This is a genomic window from Bradyrhizobium sp. CCH5-F6, from assembly GCF_001556045.1.
GTDB lineage: Bacteria > Pseudomonadota > Alphaproteobacteria > Rhizobiales > Xanthobacteraceae > Bradyrhizobium.
Genome location: NZ_LSIC01000054.1, coordinates 19,440 through 33,272, shown reverse-complemented (window position 1 = coordinate 33,272; position 13,833 = coordinate 19,440). Strand labels below are relative to the sequence as shown.

Here is a 13,833-nt window from a genome sequence, read left to right as displayed (position 1 = left end):
GTTGGCGGAAAGAATAGTAAAGGCGATAAATTTTGAGACGGATGTTGTAATGAACGACACCCCACAGACGTCGGAGGAAGCCCTTCCCTCGAACGTCGAGCAACTGCGCTCGCCGGCCTACACTTTAGCGGCCCTCGATCAAGGCTTTCTGCTTGGCGATTCCATGCGTGGGGTACGATTCCTGCTGGAGTACGCAAAGGCCGAGGAATGCCTAAGATCGTGGGGCGTCCGGTCCACTATCGTCGTTTTCGGGTCGGCACGAGTTCGGGAGGATGGGCCTGAATCGCACGCGCGATGGTATCGGGAAGCACGCGCGTTCGCGCGCGTGGCCTCCGAACGCGGGGGCGCCCTGACTTCGAACGGCAGCCTCCGAGACAACGTCATCGCAACCGGCGGTGGCCCGGGGATCATGGAAGCCGCAAACCGAGGAGCCGGCGACGCGGGAGCGCCTTCCATCGGCTTCAACATCACGCTTCCGGAGGAGCAACAGCCAAACCCTTACTCCACGCCAGCGCTGACGTTTCGATTCCACTATTTCGCGATGCGGAAGATGCACTTGGCCATGCGCGCCAATGCGCTCGTTGCGTTCCCGGGAGGCTTCGGGACTTTCGACGAGTTATTCGAGATCCTGACGCTGCGCCAGACGAAGAAGGCGCCGGCCATTCCGATCGTGCTGTTTGACGAGCAGTACTGGCGGTCTGCTGTCAACTTCGAGGCGCTGATCGACAGCGGCACGATCGATCGATCCGACTGCGATCTCTTCCGGTTCGCGGAAACCTCGGAAGATATTTGGTCCGAACTACTTTCGTGCGGTCTCGGCGCACCCGGTCTTTCCTGTCCGGCCTCGCAATTCAGCCGCACTACGTCCTCGAACGCGAGTTAGACCTCTCACTCTACCCGCAACATGTCTGAATGAGCGTGACAGACGTCCGCCTGCCGTTATCGCGCTCGGCGCTGGTGCCTCGAACCAGCCGGCTCGGCCGCCTTCGGAGAAACGACGGCTTCTCGGACGAACATGACAATGCTCACCCCCCAAACGAGGGCGATGCCGAGCAGAACCCACTTGAAATCGGAATGGATCATGAAGTTGACGGCGGCCATCAACCCGATCGAAAGCCCGCCGGCGACCCCGGCGCCGACCGCAGCTACAGCGCGATGGTCTCGGAAGGACGTCAACGCCAAGGTGAGCGCGAGCATTCCCTAGCCGTCACGTAGCCGCCCATCACGCGGAATGCGGAGGCCGCCAACAGCATCGAGGACAGACGCCAGCGATACGGTGCGTCGCGCATCGTGGCAGCCGGATCAACCGTGACGATAGGTGCTGTCGGTCGAGCCCTGCCCGAGAATTCGGCTCAGGCGCGGTATGAAGCCCGGGACTTCCGCAGCGTATTTCGTATAGGCCTCGCCGAACTCCGACTTGGCGTCCAACTCCTCGTTTCTCGCCAGCTTCACGTACATGATCGTCAGCACCGGAAACATTGCGAGCGTGAGAATTGTCGGCCACTGCAACAGGAAGCCGAGCATGACGAGGATGAAGCCGACATATTGCGGATGGCGCACATAGCTGTAGGGACCGGCCGTGGCGAGACTGCGCGTCTGCTGCGCGTCGTACAACACCTTCCAGGCGGCGGAGATCAGAATGAACCCGGCGGCGATGAAGATGAAGCTCAGGATGTGGAAAGGTCCGGCGTGCGGATTGGCCTTCCAACCGAACACCATCTCGAGCAGATGACCGGCGTCGTGCGAGAACCAGTCCACGTCGGGAAACCGCGACTGCAGCCAGCCCGAGAGGAAGTAAATGGTGAGCGGGAAGCCGTACATCTCCACGAATAGCGCCACGAGAAACGCACTGAAGGCGCCAAACGAACGCCAGTCCCGGGAGGTCTGCGGCTTGAAGAAGCTGTATGCGAACAGGATGAAGACCGCAGAGTTGACGATGACAAGGCTCCAGAGGCCGTAAGCGGGCGTAGAATCATGCATCACACGCTCCTTGGATCGTTCTGTTGATTGTCGGCGTGATGATGCGTGTGTCCGTGATGCATGAACAAATGCATCAGCGGGCAGGCGAGGATTGGAAGCCAGACAAGCAATCCGAGCACGTGCGCTCTATGCTCAGTGAACAGCAGGGCACCTGCGATGATAAGAAATCCGATCAGAACCAGCCCGGCACGCGATTTGAGCGACAAACCCTCAGGCGCATGTCCTTGGTGACCGGAACGATCTTGCACCGACATCGTGAACTCCTGCTACCCAAGTAAACAACTTGCCGGAAACCTTCTTCTTGATCGAGATCAAGCAGATCGGACCGGAAACGCCCGCAAACAAGGCGCTTGCGGCGACCGCTGCCTAAGCACGTTGCGCGATGCGCTCGCCGACTGACAGGGCGTCGACTTGGTCTAGTTCTGTATCATCGGGGACTTCGGGCCTCCCTGATATCTCCAAACCCGCCTGCTCGAATCAACAGGTGGCGCGAAGTAGTGGCCCGGTGTCGCGGGAACGGAGCCGAACGCAGAGCTCCAGCCACCTTGTGGGTTCGACATCGCTTGCGCGCCCCGCCTGGCCTCGTTTGGCCAATACCGCCGATCCGAAATCGTGGCCCCTGCAAAGGCACTCGCCGACACTGCAACCAACGGCAGCACCAGCAACATAGTTCTGAAGGTCCGCTTGAACATGACCCGGCTCCTGCTCACTTGAAGGAAGGATTTGAGGCCCTCTCATCGATGAGTTCGGAAGAAATCGCCGTTCGGTTACAGGGCTCACGCCGACGTGAAAACGGTTCGGTCTCGCTACCAACGCAGCAACCTGGGGCCCAGCATCGCCCCTGCCAGGGTGCAGAGCACAATCGTCCCGCCGTACCAGATTGCGACAAATGGCAAGGAATCGTCGGAGCAATGAAGCGCGTAACCCGTGGCGCTGATGCCGCCCGAAACAAGACCCGCAAAGGCACCTGTCCGGACGAGATTGGTCGGCGCCGCCGTTCGCACCGCCGCGATAACGACGGTGAAAGGTACGATCGCGATGATCGGGATCGAGATAATGCACTCTAGCCACTCGTCACCCATGACCATCTTGGCCCAATGCGTACTGGGCGCCAGCCCGAGGCTGATTGCGGCAAGCAACAAGATGCCTGCGAATGGGAGGACGGCCCACCTCGAAGAGGACCTACGTTCTCCGCCCGGCCGCGCCAGTCGCATCAGGTAGGCCGATGCCAACACGACGATTCCGACCGCGAACACAATCTTCAGGAGCACGGAAACGACGGCGTGACCGGTCGTCAGATCGGACCGGGTACCCAGGCCGACCAATATGCCGCCCAACGTCAGAACCGTTGCGGCCGCAAGGGCGAGGCCCACTGTCCGACCGACCGATCGGCGATCGACCGGCTCGACGCGGGCACTGAGTGCCGCGATCAAATCATCCGTCTTCATGATCTCGCTTCCCGGGCAATCAGCGCGGCCAGGGTTTTTAGCCCGCGGTGAATATTCATCTTAATCCCGGATTCCGAAAGTCCGCACCGCTGCGCCGCTTCGGCGATGCTCAACCCGTCGAGTTTCACGGCTTCCATGGAACATTTGACGTTTGGCGGCAGCCGTCGCAAGAGCCGCCCGACGTCGTAGGAACTCTCCGCACCGACATGATCGTCCGATGCCATGGCCTCGTCAGCCTCATCCAGAGGCACATCGGCCAACGACGTGCGAGTCCGACGCAGAAAGTCGATCAATTTGTGGCGCGCGATCGCATGGACCCATGGTGTCAGCAGGTCCGAGGCGTCGTAGGTATGTCTCTTGATGTGAATGGCCAAGACCGCTTCCTGAACCAGGTCTTCGGCCTCCGACGCGCTACGGCCAGTGCCTGCGAGCTTCCTCTTGTAGTACGCACGTAGGCGCCTGCTCAGCGCTTCAAGCAATGCCCGATGCGAAGCCGCATCGCCGTCCAGGCTTGCGAGCATGAGCTTCTTCAGATCCGCCTCCGAGGTCGTCATGTTCGCGGTCCCGACTACCTTTCTCGATCAGGGAATATCTCGACGAATTCATTGTCCTGCAGGCGTCCGCAAACCATGCCAGGCATCCCGAACTTGGTGGTAGTGAACCTCTGGCAGATAGTCGGGCGTGTTCAACCCGAGCGTCTTCACGTCGAGGCGCCCTACGGCGCCGAGGAGCGTGTAGGATGCGATCACGCGGTCGCGCTGAGCGAGGATCAGCCGAGCTCGGGCATTGGTCAGATCCTGCAGGGCGTTGAGTACGTCGACCGTCGTGCGCTGTCCTGCCTGCGCCTCCCGCTGCACCCCCAATAGCGCCACGTTCGCGGCACGCACCTCGGATTCTGCGGCGGTGACCGCGACTTTTGCTCCCTCATTGGCGACCCAAGCGCCGGTTGCCGCAGTGCGCGTCTGATTGCGCACCTGCTCCAGGACCAGCCGGCTTTGCGAAGTGACCTCCTTGGCCTGGCGGGTCTGGGCGGCGGCCATGCCTGCATCGTAGAGGGGAACGCCGACCTGGCCCAAAACCGAAGTCTGATCCATGCGGGAAGTCGCGAGGGTAGGATCATTCTGCACGGCGCGGCTGACGCTGGCCTGCACGGACACGGTCGGAAGCAGCCCGCTTTCCGCCACTGCGATCGAAGACTGGGCGACATCCACATCGAACTGCGCGGCAAGGACGGCCGGGTTCTCTTGACGCGCCACGTTCGTCGCATCCGCAAGAGTAGGCGGCGAGAACCGGTCCACCGGCGTTGCGGCCAGCAGCTGCGCGGGCGGCTCGCCCACCACTTGGCCGTAGGTCGCCTTGCTCACGGCTAGGGCCACGTCTGCCGCGTTGAGGTCGGCAAGCCCGCGGCTCAGGCGCGCTTCGGCCTGGGCCGCGTCGGTGGGCGTCACGTCGCCCGCGTTGAGACGAGTGCGAGTGTTGGAGAGCGTCTGCCGCAGGAAGGCGATATTGGCGCGCTGCGCGTCGACCAGCGCTCCGTTAGCAAGCACGTTCATGTACACGGTGACGGCATCGAGCAGGATCCCCTGCCCAACGTTGCGAAGGGCTTCGCGGCCGGACCTTACCTGTGCCTCCGCCACCCGGACATTGTTGGCGGTCTTGAAGCCGTTGAACAGCGTCTGGGTCACCGTGAGCCCAACGGTCCACGGCTTCAGCGTGGCCGTCTGGACGACGTTGTCCGGCAACAGGTTGCGAACCTGCTGCAGGCCGGCGCTCAGGCTTGCCACGATCTGCGGGCGATAGCCCGACAACGCCTGCGGCACGTTTTCGTCGGTCGCCCGTTGGCGCGCCCGCGCCGCGTTCAGCTGCGGATTTGACTGATAGGCTTTCACCATGGCTTCCACGAGGGTCTCCGCCTTGGCGGGCGCTCCGCCGAGAAGCAACAACACCGACCCGAGCATGGGTCCGGCCCACCTCCCGGCGATCGAACCCGAAGCATCAACCCTCGATCCGTGCTTAGCCATCTCGTCCGTCCTTCGCGAAGCGTCGCACAGGGATGTGCTCACGGCTGGCCCCTCTCCCGGCTCATTGGGCCGGCTCCATAATGCGCGGCATCTTTGCAGGCGCATCTTTATGTGCGGGAGACTGCCGGTTGCGGTCGCCGCGATCGGACGTCGACGGCAACCGGAAGCCCTTGATCAGTCCAAAGATGGCTGGAATGACGATGAGCGTCAGCAGCGTGGAGGAGACCATTCCGCCGATCATCGGCACAGCGATGCGCTGCATGATTTCGGATCCGGTACCCGAACTCCACATGATGGGCAGAAGGCCGGCCATGATGGCGACCACCGTCATCATCTTGGGCCGGACCCGCTCGACGGCGCCTTGCATGATGGCGTCGTAAAGATCGCTTCGCGTCAGCGCGCGACCTTCCGCCTTTGTCCGCTCCCTCGTTTCCGCCAACGCGTGGTCGAGATAGATCAGCATCACCACGCCGGTCTCGGCGGCGACGCCGGCGAGCGCGATGAACCCTACCGCGACGGCGACCGACATGTTGAAGCCGAGCCACCACATCATCCAGAGGCCGCCGACCAGCGCGAAGGGCAGCGAGAGCATGACGATCAAGGTTTCTGTGATCGACCTGAAGTTCAAGTAGAGCAGCAGGAAGATGATCGTGAGCGTGACCGGTACCACGATCTTCAGACGCGCAGCGGCACGCTGCAGATACTCGTACTGGCCGCTCCAGACGACATAGTAACCCGCCGGAAACTGTATGCTCTCGCTGACCGCTCGCTGTGCGTCGGCGACGTAGCTCCCGATGTCCCTGTCCCGGATGTCGACATAGATGTAGGTCGCGAGCTGTCCGTTCTCCGTACGGATCGAAGTCGGCCCGCGGGTGGGTTCGACCTTCGCCACTTCGCCAAGCGGAACGGCCCCGCCGGCCGGCATCGGCACCAGGATATCGCTTGTGATGGCCCTGGGATTGTCACGGAGATCGCGCGGGTAGCGCATGTTCACCGTGAACCGCTGCCGGCCCTCGACGGTCGTGGTGACCGTCTGACCTCCCAATGCGGCCGCGATGGTGTCCTGGACGTCCTGGATCAGGACCCCGTAACGGGCGAGCGCCTCCCGGTCCGGAGCGATCTCGAGATAGTACCCACCGATGCCACGCTCGGCGTAAGCCGATGATGTACCGGGGACGGCCTTGATGACCCGCTCGATCTGCTTGGCCAACCGATCGATCTCGACGAGATCCGTGCCCATGACCTTGACGCCGATCGGCGTGCGGATGCCTGTCGACAGCATGTCGATGCGTGCCTTGATCGGCATGGTCCAGGCATTGGAGACGCCGGGAAATTGCAGCGCCTTGTCCATCTCGGCGATCAGAGTGTCGATCGTCATTCCGGGACGCCATTGCTCTTTCGGCTTGAGGTTGACCACCGTTTCGAACATTTCGGTCGGGGCCGGATCGGTGGCGGTCGCGGCTCGCCCCGCCTTGCCGTAGACGGAAGCGACCTCCGGGAAGGATTTGATGATCCGATCCTGCATCTGCATCAGTTCGGCCGCCTTGGTTACCGAGATGCCGGGCAGGGTCGTGGGCATGTAGAGCAGCGTGCCTTCGTTCAGTGTCGGCATGAACTCGGTTCCGAGCTGCCGGGCCGGCCAGATCGTTACCGCTAGGACCCCCACGGCAGCGAGGATGACCAGGGTCTTTGCGCGCAGCACCCCCTTGATGACGGGGCGATATACCCAGATCAGGAAGCGATTGATGAAGTTCTTGTGTTCGGGAACGATCTTCCCGCGCACGAAGATCACCATCAGCGCCGGGACCAACGTCACCGAAAGCAGAGCTGCGGCTGCCATCGCGAAGGTCTTCGTGTACGCCAGCGGGCTGAACAGCCGCCCCTCCTGCGATTCCAGCGTGAAGATCGGCATGAACGAAACGGTGATGATCAAGAGGCTGAAGAACAGTGCCGGCCCGACCTCGGATGCCGCCTCGATCAGAATTTGCACCCGCGACTGTCCCGGCTTCGCCCGCTCCAGGTGCTTGTGCGCGTTCTCGATCATGACGATGGCGGCATCCACCATGGCGCCGATCGCAATCGCAATACCGCCGAGGCTCATGATGTTCGACCCGAGCCCCAGCAGTTTCATGGCTCCGAACGCCATCAGCACGCCCACCGGCAGCATCAGGATCGCAACCAGCGCGCTGCGCACGTGCAGCAGGAAGACGATGCAGACGAGCGCCACGACGATGCTCTCCTCGAGAAGCGTTTGCTTCAGCGTGTCGATGGCGGCGTAGATCAGGTTGGAGCGGTCGTAGACCGGGACGATCTCGACCGATTTGGGCAGACTGCTCGCAATCTCCTTGAATCGCTTCTTGACGTTCTCGATGACGTTGAGCGCATTGACGCCAAAGCGCTGCAGCACGATGCCGCTTGCGACCTCCCCCTCGCCGTTCAATTCGGCGATACCCCGTCTTTCGTCCGGGCCGAGCTCGACTCGCGCGACGTCACGCAGCAACACGGGCGTGCCGTTGTTCGTCTTCAGTACGATGTTGCCGAGATCGTTGATGCTCTTGATGTAGCCCTTGCCCCGGATCACGTACTCGAACTCCGCGAGTTCGACCGTCCGGCCGCCGACGTCCGCGTTCGATGCGCGGATGGCGTCCCGGATCTTCTGCATGCTGATTCCGCGGTCGCGCATGCGCTGCGGGTCAAGGACCACGTTGTACTGTTTGACGAAACCGCCGATGCTCGCGACCTCGGCCACTCCTTCGGCCTTGGCCAGCGCGAATCTCAGATTCCAGTCCTGGATCGTGCGCGTGTCCGCCAGATTCAATTCCTTCGAGATGACGGCGTATTGGTAGACCCAGCCGACGCCCGTGGCATCCGGCCCGATGCTCGGCGTGACGCCCGCCGGCAACCTGGACGTCGCGCTATTCAGGAATTCCATGACGCGCGAGCGGGCCCAGTAGATGTCGGTTCCGTCCTCGAAGATCACGTACACGAAGGACACGCCGAAGAACGAGAATCCGCGCACCACCTTGGATTTCGGCACGGTCAGCATGGCCGTCGTCAAGGGATATGTAACTTGGTCCTCGATCACCTGCGGCGCCTGGCCGGGATATTCCGTGTAGACGATGACCTGCGTGTCGGAGAGATCCGGAATCGCATCGAGTGGCAGATGCACTAGTGCGTAGAGGCCAGCGGCGGCCGCAAAACCGGTGCCGAACAGCACCAGCAGTAGATTGCGTGCGGACCAGGCGATGATGCGAGCGATCATTTGTGCTCTCCCGTCGAGTGGGCGGCGCCGGTGTCGGAAGGATTGGGCGCAGCCTCCGCGAAGCCTTTGAGCGCCGCCTTCAGGTTGCTTTCGGCATCGATCAAGAAATTGGCCGCGGTGACCACCGCCTCGCCATCCGCAAGGCCCTCCCGCACCTCGATGTAACCGCCGCCGCGCCGGCCAAGCTTGACTTCGCGCGGCTCGTAGCGTCCTTCGCCCTTGTCGACGAGAACGGCCTGCCGGCTGCCAGTGTCGAGCACCGAACTGTCAGGGACCGCCAATACGGATTTGGAGTCCGCGGTGTCGATGTCCGCATCGACGTACATATCCGGCAGCAGCGCCACATCCGGGTTGGCGAGTTCGATTCGGACACGCGCCGTCCGAGTTTCGCGGTTAACCTGCGGATAGACGACGGCGATCCTGCCGCTGAAGGTGCGAGTCGGATAGCTGCGGGCGCGAACCGTGACCGGCTGACCCACTGCGATGTTGCCAAGATCGCGTTCGGCGACGTCGACCAGGGCCCAGACCACCGAGATATCGGCAATCCGGAACAGTACGTCGCCCGGATTGGCTCTCATGCCTTCGATGGCGTTGCGTTCAAGCACGATTCCGTCGCGCGGCGCCGACCATTGCACGGTGACGGGCGCGACGTGGGACTTCTCCATGTCCGCGATGACCTGTTCGGGAACGTCGAGATTGATCAGCCGCTGCCGCGAGCCGCGGCCGTAGGCCTCAATCCCGCCGGTGGTCTTGGAAGTGATCGTCGAGAGATACTCCGCGGCGGCGGACGCCACAGCCGAACTGTAGATCTGCATCAGCGGCTGGCCTGCCTTCACGCGCGTACCGGTGGTCACGTCGGCGACCTTCTGCACGAAGCTTTCGGCGCGCATTGCGATGACCGAGACGCGGCGTTCATCCAGTTGGATCGTACCGGGCGACTTGACCAAGATCCGGATCGAACGGCGCTCGACGGGCTCGGACTTCACGCCCGTCCTCTGGATCTTGCCGGGCGAGAGCTTGACCGACCCGTCCTCCTGATCGTCCCCTTCGTAGACGGGAACGTAGTCCATCCCCATCGGGTCCTTCTTGGGGACCGGCGAGGTATCCGGCAGGCCCATCGGATTGCGATAGTACAGGATCCTGCGGGAGGAATCCGCCTGTTGCCGCTTCGGCTTCGCGGACTCGGTCGAGGGCTCGTCCTCATCGTAGACCGGCAGGTAATCGCGTCCCTGCTGATCCTTTTTCGGAACGGCCGACCAGAAGGGGGCCCCCGCGGGGTCGCGGTAGTACAGCGGCGTCTTGTCCGCCGCCGCTGAGGCGGCGGTCGAGTGTGGGTGAAGGGGCCAGAAAGATCGTTCGACCGACCAGTAGCCGGCCAGACCGATTCCGGCGCCGAGCGCAATCATTGTAAGCAAGCGCGAGGTTTTCATGGTGTGCACCAGGGCGCGCCCTCTGGCGCGCGCATCAGAAATGGGTTCGAGGATGCCGGGCGCTCGCTGGGAGCGCCCGCAGGCTCACTTGTTGGCCTTGACGATGACCTTGCCGTTGACGGTCTCGGACTCGCCCTGGACTTTTGCGGAGAGCGTGACCTGATAGCGTCCGGCCATCGGAAGATCGGTCTTGAAGGCGTATACGCCGGGCTCCTTGGACGGCAGCGGAGCCACTGGGGATTCCATTTCAGCCATCCCATCGGGCGCCATGTCCAGCACTGCTGAATTTGGAAATCATGATGTTCTCCTCAAATAGGTCTGTCTCGACCGCGGCTCCGCAAGAGCACACGGGCAGTCGTCATCGCGCGCGGGCACGTGCTACGCGCGTCGAACTGGGTGAGATCAGACCCGAGGAGGTCGGAAGGGAGGGCTCCCTCCGCGGACAGGGACGAACTGGTCCGCAGGGATGGCGACTTTACTCTCCGCCGCGGGGACGAAGCGGAAACCGACGCTTCGGACGTCCCCCAGCGCGACGAATCCGCCCGCGCAGCAGAAACCCATGCTGCAGTTATGGCCGGCGGCGTGAAAGGGGCCGCCGTTCATGTCGTCCGGGCAACAGTCCATCGACATGTCGGCCGAGGTGCCCATCTGCATTCCGGACTGCGCATCGTCGGCCATCACGCCGGAGCCGGCCGCGGACGCGCCGACCGGCAGCAACGCCAAGGAGGCGGCGATCGCGAATGCCAGAATGGTACGGACGAGCCGCATCGCGCTTTGTCTACCTATACTTGTCCCGCTTACCGCACCGGTCCGGCGCGGTAACAGTTTCCCTCCATAACATAGTCCTGCTCCGAGCGGCGTCTTTGATCCTCGTCAAGCATTCGTGACCGCCTTCATCACCTGTCCGCCCGCCCGACGACTTCCATCAGTTCCGCGATCTTGCGCCGCTGGTCGGCCTTATCCCCGCTACGAATGGCGTGTTCCACGCAATGGGCCACGTGATCCTTGAGGATTTCTTCCTCGACGCGGCGGAGCGCGGCTCTGACCGCCGAAATCTGCGTGACGATGTCGATGCAGTACCGGTCCTCGTCCACCATCTTCGCGAGTCCGCGAACTTGGCCTTCGATGCGGTTCAGACGTTTCTGACAGGAAGCCTTGATGTCGGTCCTCATGGGCCGTATATACCCCCCTAGGGTACTTTCCGCAAGAGATGGAGCACATAATGTCTAAGGATGCCCCAGATTCCGAAAAGGCTCGCGGAAACTGCTGCGAACACTCTCACTCCACCTCGCGCGAGCGCCCTGTTCACCATGACCATGGCCCCGCGCACGGTGCCGCGGTCGATCCCGTCTGCGGAATGGTCGTGGATCCGGCGACGGCCTCTCATAAGGTCGAGGACGGCGGAAGGACCTTCTATTTTTGCTCCGATCGTTGCAGGACGAAATTCGCCGAGGAGCCGGCAAGATACGTTCATGGCAAGGTGGGGCATGAAGCCCGAACCGACATGCCGGAAGGTACGGTCTACACCTGTCCGATGCATCCGCAGATCCGGCAGGTCGGGCCCGGCAATTGTCCGATATGCGGCATGGCGCTCGAACCGGAAGTCGCAACGGCGGACGCGGGACCGAATCCCGAGCTGATCGATATGACCCGCCGATTCTGGGTGGGTCTGGCGCTTTCCGTTCCGGTGGTGATCCTCGAGATGGGCGCTCACCTGGTCGGAGCGCACCGCTGGATCGACCAGTCGTTCTCCAACTGGATCCAGTTCGTTCTCGCGACGCCGGTCGTCTTGTGGGCCGGCTGGCCGTTCTTCGTCCGCGGTTGGCAGTCGGTGCTGACGCGCAATCTGAACATGTTCACCCTGATCGCGATGGGTACCGGCGTCGCCTGGGTCTACAGCGTCGTCGCGACGGTTCTGCCAGCCGCGTTTCCTTCCACTTTCCGCGGCCACTACGGCGCCGTCGCGGTCTACTTCGAGGCGGCCGCCGTCATCACGGTCCTGGTGCTTCTGGGGCAGGTGCTCGAATTGCGCGCGCGCGAGGCGACCTCCGGGGCGATCAAGGCACTCCTTGATCTCGCGCCAAAAACCGCGCGACGCATCCGTGCGGACGGCGCCGACGAGGAGGTGCAGATCGCGGTGCTGCAGCCGCAAGACCGCCTGCGCGTCCGACCCGGCGAAAAAGTACCCGTGGACGGCGAAATCGTCGAGGGTCGCTCGTCGCTCGACGAGTCGATGGTGACGGGAGAGTCCATGCCGGTCAGCAAGGAGGTCGGCAGCAAGGTCATCGCAGGCACCCTGAACCGGTCCGGCGGCTTCGTCATGCGTGCCGAGAAGGTCGGTAGCGACACGATGCTGTCCCAGATCGTGCAAATGGTCGCGCAGGCGCAGCGGTCCCGCGCTCCCATCCAGCGCCTGGCCGACCAGGTCGCCGGCTGGTTCGTTCCCGCGGTCATCGTGGTCGCGGTCGCAGCCTTCGCCGCCTGGGCCGTCTACGGGCCCGAGCCGCGCTTCGCTTTCGGGCTGGTGGCGGCGGTGAGCGTTCTCATCATCGCCTGCCCGTGCGCGCTCGGCCTCGCGACACCGATGTCGATCATGGTGGGCGTCGGACGCGGAGCACATGCGGGCGTGCTCATCAAGAACGCAGAGGCGCTGGAGCGCATGGAGAGAATCGACACGCTCGTTGTCGACAAGACCGGCACGTTGACAGAGGGCAAGCCCAAGGTCGTCGCGGTGATCCCGACGAACGGGTACTCGGAGTCGGACGTGCTTCGGCTCGCCGCCAGCGTCGAGCGCGCCAGCGAGCATCCATTGGCGGATGCGATCGTTAATGCAGCCAGGGAGCGCGATATACCGACTACCGACGTGCAGGACTTCGACTCGCCGGTCGGCAAGGGCGCGCTCGGAACCGTCGAGGGCAAGAAAGTGCTCCTCGGAAACGCGACGTTCCTGAGCTCGGAAGGCGTCGATACGTCCTCCCTCGAATCCGAAGCCGAACGTCAGCGGGGCGAAGGCGCGACCGTCATCAACATGGCGGTCGACGGCACGCTCGTCGGCATCTTGGCCATCGCCGACCCGGTGAAGCAGTCCACGCCCGAGGCGCTGCGCGAGCTCGCCGCCGAAGGGGTCAGGGTGATCATGCTGACGGGCGACAACCGTACGACGGCCCGGGCGGTCGCTCGGAGGCTCGGTATCGCGGACGTCGAAGCCGAGGTTCTGCCCGACCAGAAGAGTGCGGTCGTCGCGAAGCTACACGAGCAAGGTCGAATAGTCGCGATGGCCGGCGATGGCGTCAATGACGCGCCGGCGTTGGCGGCCGCCGAAGTCGGTATCGCGATGGGGACCGGAACGGACGTGGCGATGGAGAGTGCCGGTGTGACGCTACTCAAGGGGGATCTCACGGGTATCGTACGGGCGCGGCGACTGTCGCGCGCAACGATGCGCAACATCCGCCAGAACTTGTTCTTTGCCTTCGCCTACAACGCGGCCGGCATTCCGATCGCCGCCGGGCTGCTCTACCCGACCTTCGGCTTGTTGCTGTCGCCGATCGTCGCCGCGGCCGCAATGGCGCTGTCGTCCGTCAGCGTGGTCGGCAACGCGCTGCGGCTACGAACAGTGCGGGTCTGACGTCCGAGCATGCGCGAGCACCGAATCCGGTACCTCCGCCCAAGACGGCCGTCGCGCGCGAAATCGC

The 13,833-nt window shown here is 63.2% G+C and carries 12 protein-coding genes and 1 pseudogene; 3 read left to right on the top strand and 10 right to left on the bottom strand.

Features of this window, described 5'->3' with window-relative positions:
- Positions 1-49: 49 nt before the first annotated feature.
- The gene (locus tag AX729_RS09565) at positions 50-883 is read left to right on the top strand and encodes an LOG family protein (RefSeq protein ID WP_061022317.1); all 834 of its coding nucleotides are present in this window, start codon (positions 50-52) and stop codon (positions 881-883) included.
- Positions 884-912: 29 nt separating this feature from the next.
- Positions 913-1,215 (top strand): hypothetical protein, encoded by a 303-nt coding sequence (locus tag AX729_RS39550; protein WP_156456839.1) that lies wholly within the window; start codon positions 913-915, stop codon positions 1,213-1,215.
- Between the two features lie 87 nt (positions 1,216-1,302).
- On the opposite strand, the gene AX729_RS09555 is transcribed toward AX729_RS39550, so the two are convergent.
- The 10 genes and pseudogenes from AX729_RS09555 to AX729_RS09510 all read right to left on the bottom strand — a co-directional run bounded on the left by AX729_RS09555 (position 1,303) and on the right by AX729_RS09510 (position 11,313).
- Positions 1,303-1,980 carry a methyltransferase family protein gene (locus tag AX729_RS09555; RefSeq protein ID WP_061022314.1) on the bottom strand — a complete coding sequence of 226 codons (678 nt, stop codon included), beginning with the start codon at positions 1,978-1,980 and terminating at the stop codon, positions 1,303-1,305.
- Positions 1,980-2,234 (bottom strand): DUF2933 domain-containing protein, encoded by a 255-nt coding sequence (locus tag AX729_RS09550; RefSeq protein WP_061022312.1) that lies wholly within the window; start codon positions 2,232-2,234, stop codon positions 1,980-1,982. The genes AX729_RS09555 and AX729_RS09550 overlap by 1 nt, the downstream gene beginning before the upstream one ends.
- 552 nt (positions 2,235-2,786) lie before the next feature.
- On the bottom strand, positions 2,787-3,428 hold the full coding sequence (locus AX729_RS09545; RefSeq protein WP_061022310.1) for an NrsF family protein: 642 nt from the start codon (positions 3,426-3,428) through the stop codon (positions 2,787-2,789).
- Complete coding sequence (locus tag AX729_RS09540; protein ID WP_061022308.1) at positions 3,425-3,982, bottom strand: sigma-70 family RNA polymerase sigma factor; 558 nt, start codon at positions 3,980-3,982, stop codon at positions 3,425-3,427. Before AX729_RS09540 ends, AX729_RS09545 begins: the two co-directional genes overlap by 4 nt.
- Before the next feature lie 48 nt (positions 3,983-4,030).
- Positions 4,031-5,386, bottom strand: coding sequence for a TolC family outer membrane protein (locus AX729_RS09535; RefSeq protein WP_061022306.1), 1,356 nt, complete (start codon positions 5,384-5,386; stop codon positions 4,031-4,033).
- A 124-nt stretch (positions 5,387-5,510) separates the two neighbouring features.
- Positions 5,511-8,711: an efflux RND transporter permease subunit gene (locus AX729_RS09530; RefSeq protein WP_061022304.1), complete on the bottom strand. Its 3,201-nt coding sequence runs from the start codon at positions 8,709-8,711 to the stop codon at positions 5,511-5,513.
- Positions 8,708-10,141 carry an efflux RND transporter periplasmic adaptor subunit gene (locus AX729_RS09525; RefSeq protein ID WP_061022339.1) on the bottom strand — a complete coding sequence of 478 codons (1,434 nt, stop codon included), beginning with the start codon at positions 10,139-10,141 and terminating at the stop codon, positions 8,708-8,710. The genes AX729_RS09530 and AX729_RS09525 overlap by 4 nt, the downstream gene beginning before the upstream one ends.
- Positions 10,142-10,225: 84 nt before the next feature.
- Positions 10,226-10,417: pseudogene (locus AX729_RS09520) on the bottom strand (FixH family protein); the annotation flags it as partial.
- A 126-nt stretch (positions 10,418-10,543) separates the two neighbouring features.
- The gene (locus tag AX729_RS09515; protein WP_061022302.1) at positions 10,544-10,909 is read right to left on the bottom strand and encodes a hypothetical protein; all 366 of its coding nucleotides are present in this window, start codon (positions 10,907-10,909) and stop codon (positions 10,544-10,546) included.
- 128 nt (positions 10,910-11,037) lie between these two features.
- A complete protein-coding gene (locus AX729_RS09510) occupies positions 11,038-11,313 on the bottom strand; it encodes a metal-sensitive transcriptional regulator (protein ID WP_061022299.1) in 276 nt (91 codons plus the stop codon).
- 50 nt (positions 11,314-11,363) lie between these two features.
- Here AX729_RS09510 and AX729_RS09505 point away from each other — a divergent pair, with 50 nt between their 5' ends.
- Positions 11,364-13,766: a heavy metal translocating P-type ATPase gene (locus tag AX729_RS09505; RefSeq protein WP_061022297.1), complete on the top strand. Its 2,403-nt coding sequence runs from the start codon at positions 11,364-11,366 to the stop codon at positions 13,764-13,766.
- Positions 13,767-13,833 lie beyond the last annotated feature (67 nt).

Coding starts and splice junctions, on each gene's coding strand:
- AX729_RS09565 (WP_061022317.1), top strand. CDS start 50: ATGAACGACACCCCACAGACGTCGGAGGAAGCCCTTCCCTCGAACGTC.
- AX729_RS39550 (WP_156456839.1), top strand. CDS start 913: ATGAGCGTGACAGACGTCCGCCTGCCGTTATCGCGCTCGGCGCTGGTG.
- AX729_RS09555 (WP_061022314.1), bottom strand. CDS start 1,980: ATGCATGATTCTACGCCCGCTTACGGCCTCTGGAGCCTTGTCATCGTC.
- AX729_RS09550 (WP_061022312.1), bottom strand. CDS start 2,234: ATGTCGGTGCAAGATCGTTCCGGTCACCAAGGACATGCGCCTGAGGGT.
- AX729_RS09545 (WP_061022310.1), bottom strand. CDS start 3,428: ATGAAGACGGATGATTTGATCGCGGCACTCAGTGCCCGCGTCGAGCCG.
- AX729_RS09540 (WP_061022308.1), bottom strand. CDS start 3,982: ATGACGACCTCGGAGGCGGATCTGAAGAAGCTCATGCTCGCAAGCCTG.
- AX729_RS09535 (WP_061022306.1), bottom strand. CDS start 5,386: ATGCTCGGGTCGGTGTTGTTGCTTCTCGGCGGAGCGCCCGCCAAGGCG.
- AX729_RS09530 (WP_061022304.1), bottom strand. CDS start 8,711: ATGATCGCTCGCATCATCGCCTGGTCCGCACGCAATCTACTGCTGGTG.
- AX729_RS09525 (WP_061022339.1), bottom strand. CDS start 10,141: ATGAAAACCTCGCGCTTGCTTACAATGATTGCGCTCGGCGCCGGAATC.
- AX729_RS09515 (WP_061022302.1), bottom strand. CDS start 10,909: ATGCGGCTCGTCCGTACCATTCTGGCATTCGCGATCGCCGCCTCCTTG.
- AX729_RS09510 (WP_061022299.1), bottom strand. CDS start 11,313: ATGAGGACCGACATCAAGGCTTCCTGTCAGAAACGTCTGAACCGCATC.
- AX729_RS09505 (WP_061022297.1), top strand. CDS start 11,364: ATGTCTAAGGATGCCCCAGATTCCGAAAAGGCTCGCGGAAACTGCTGC.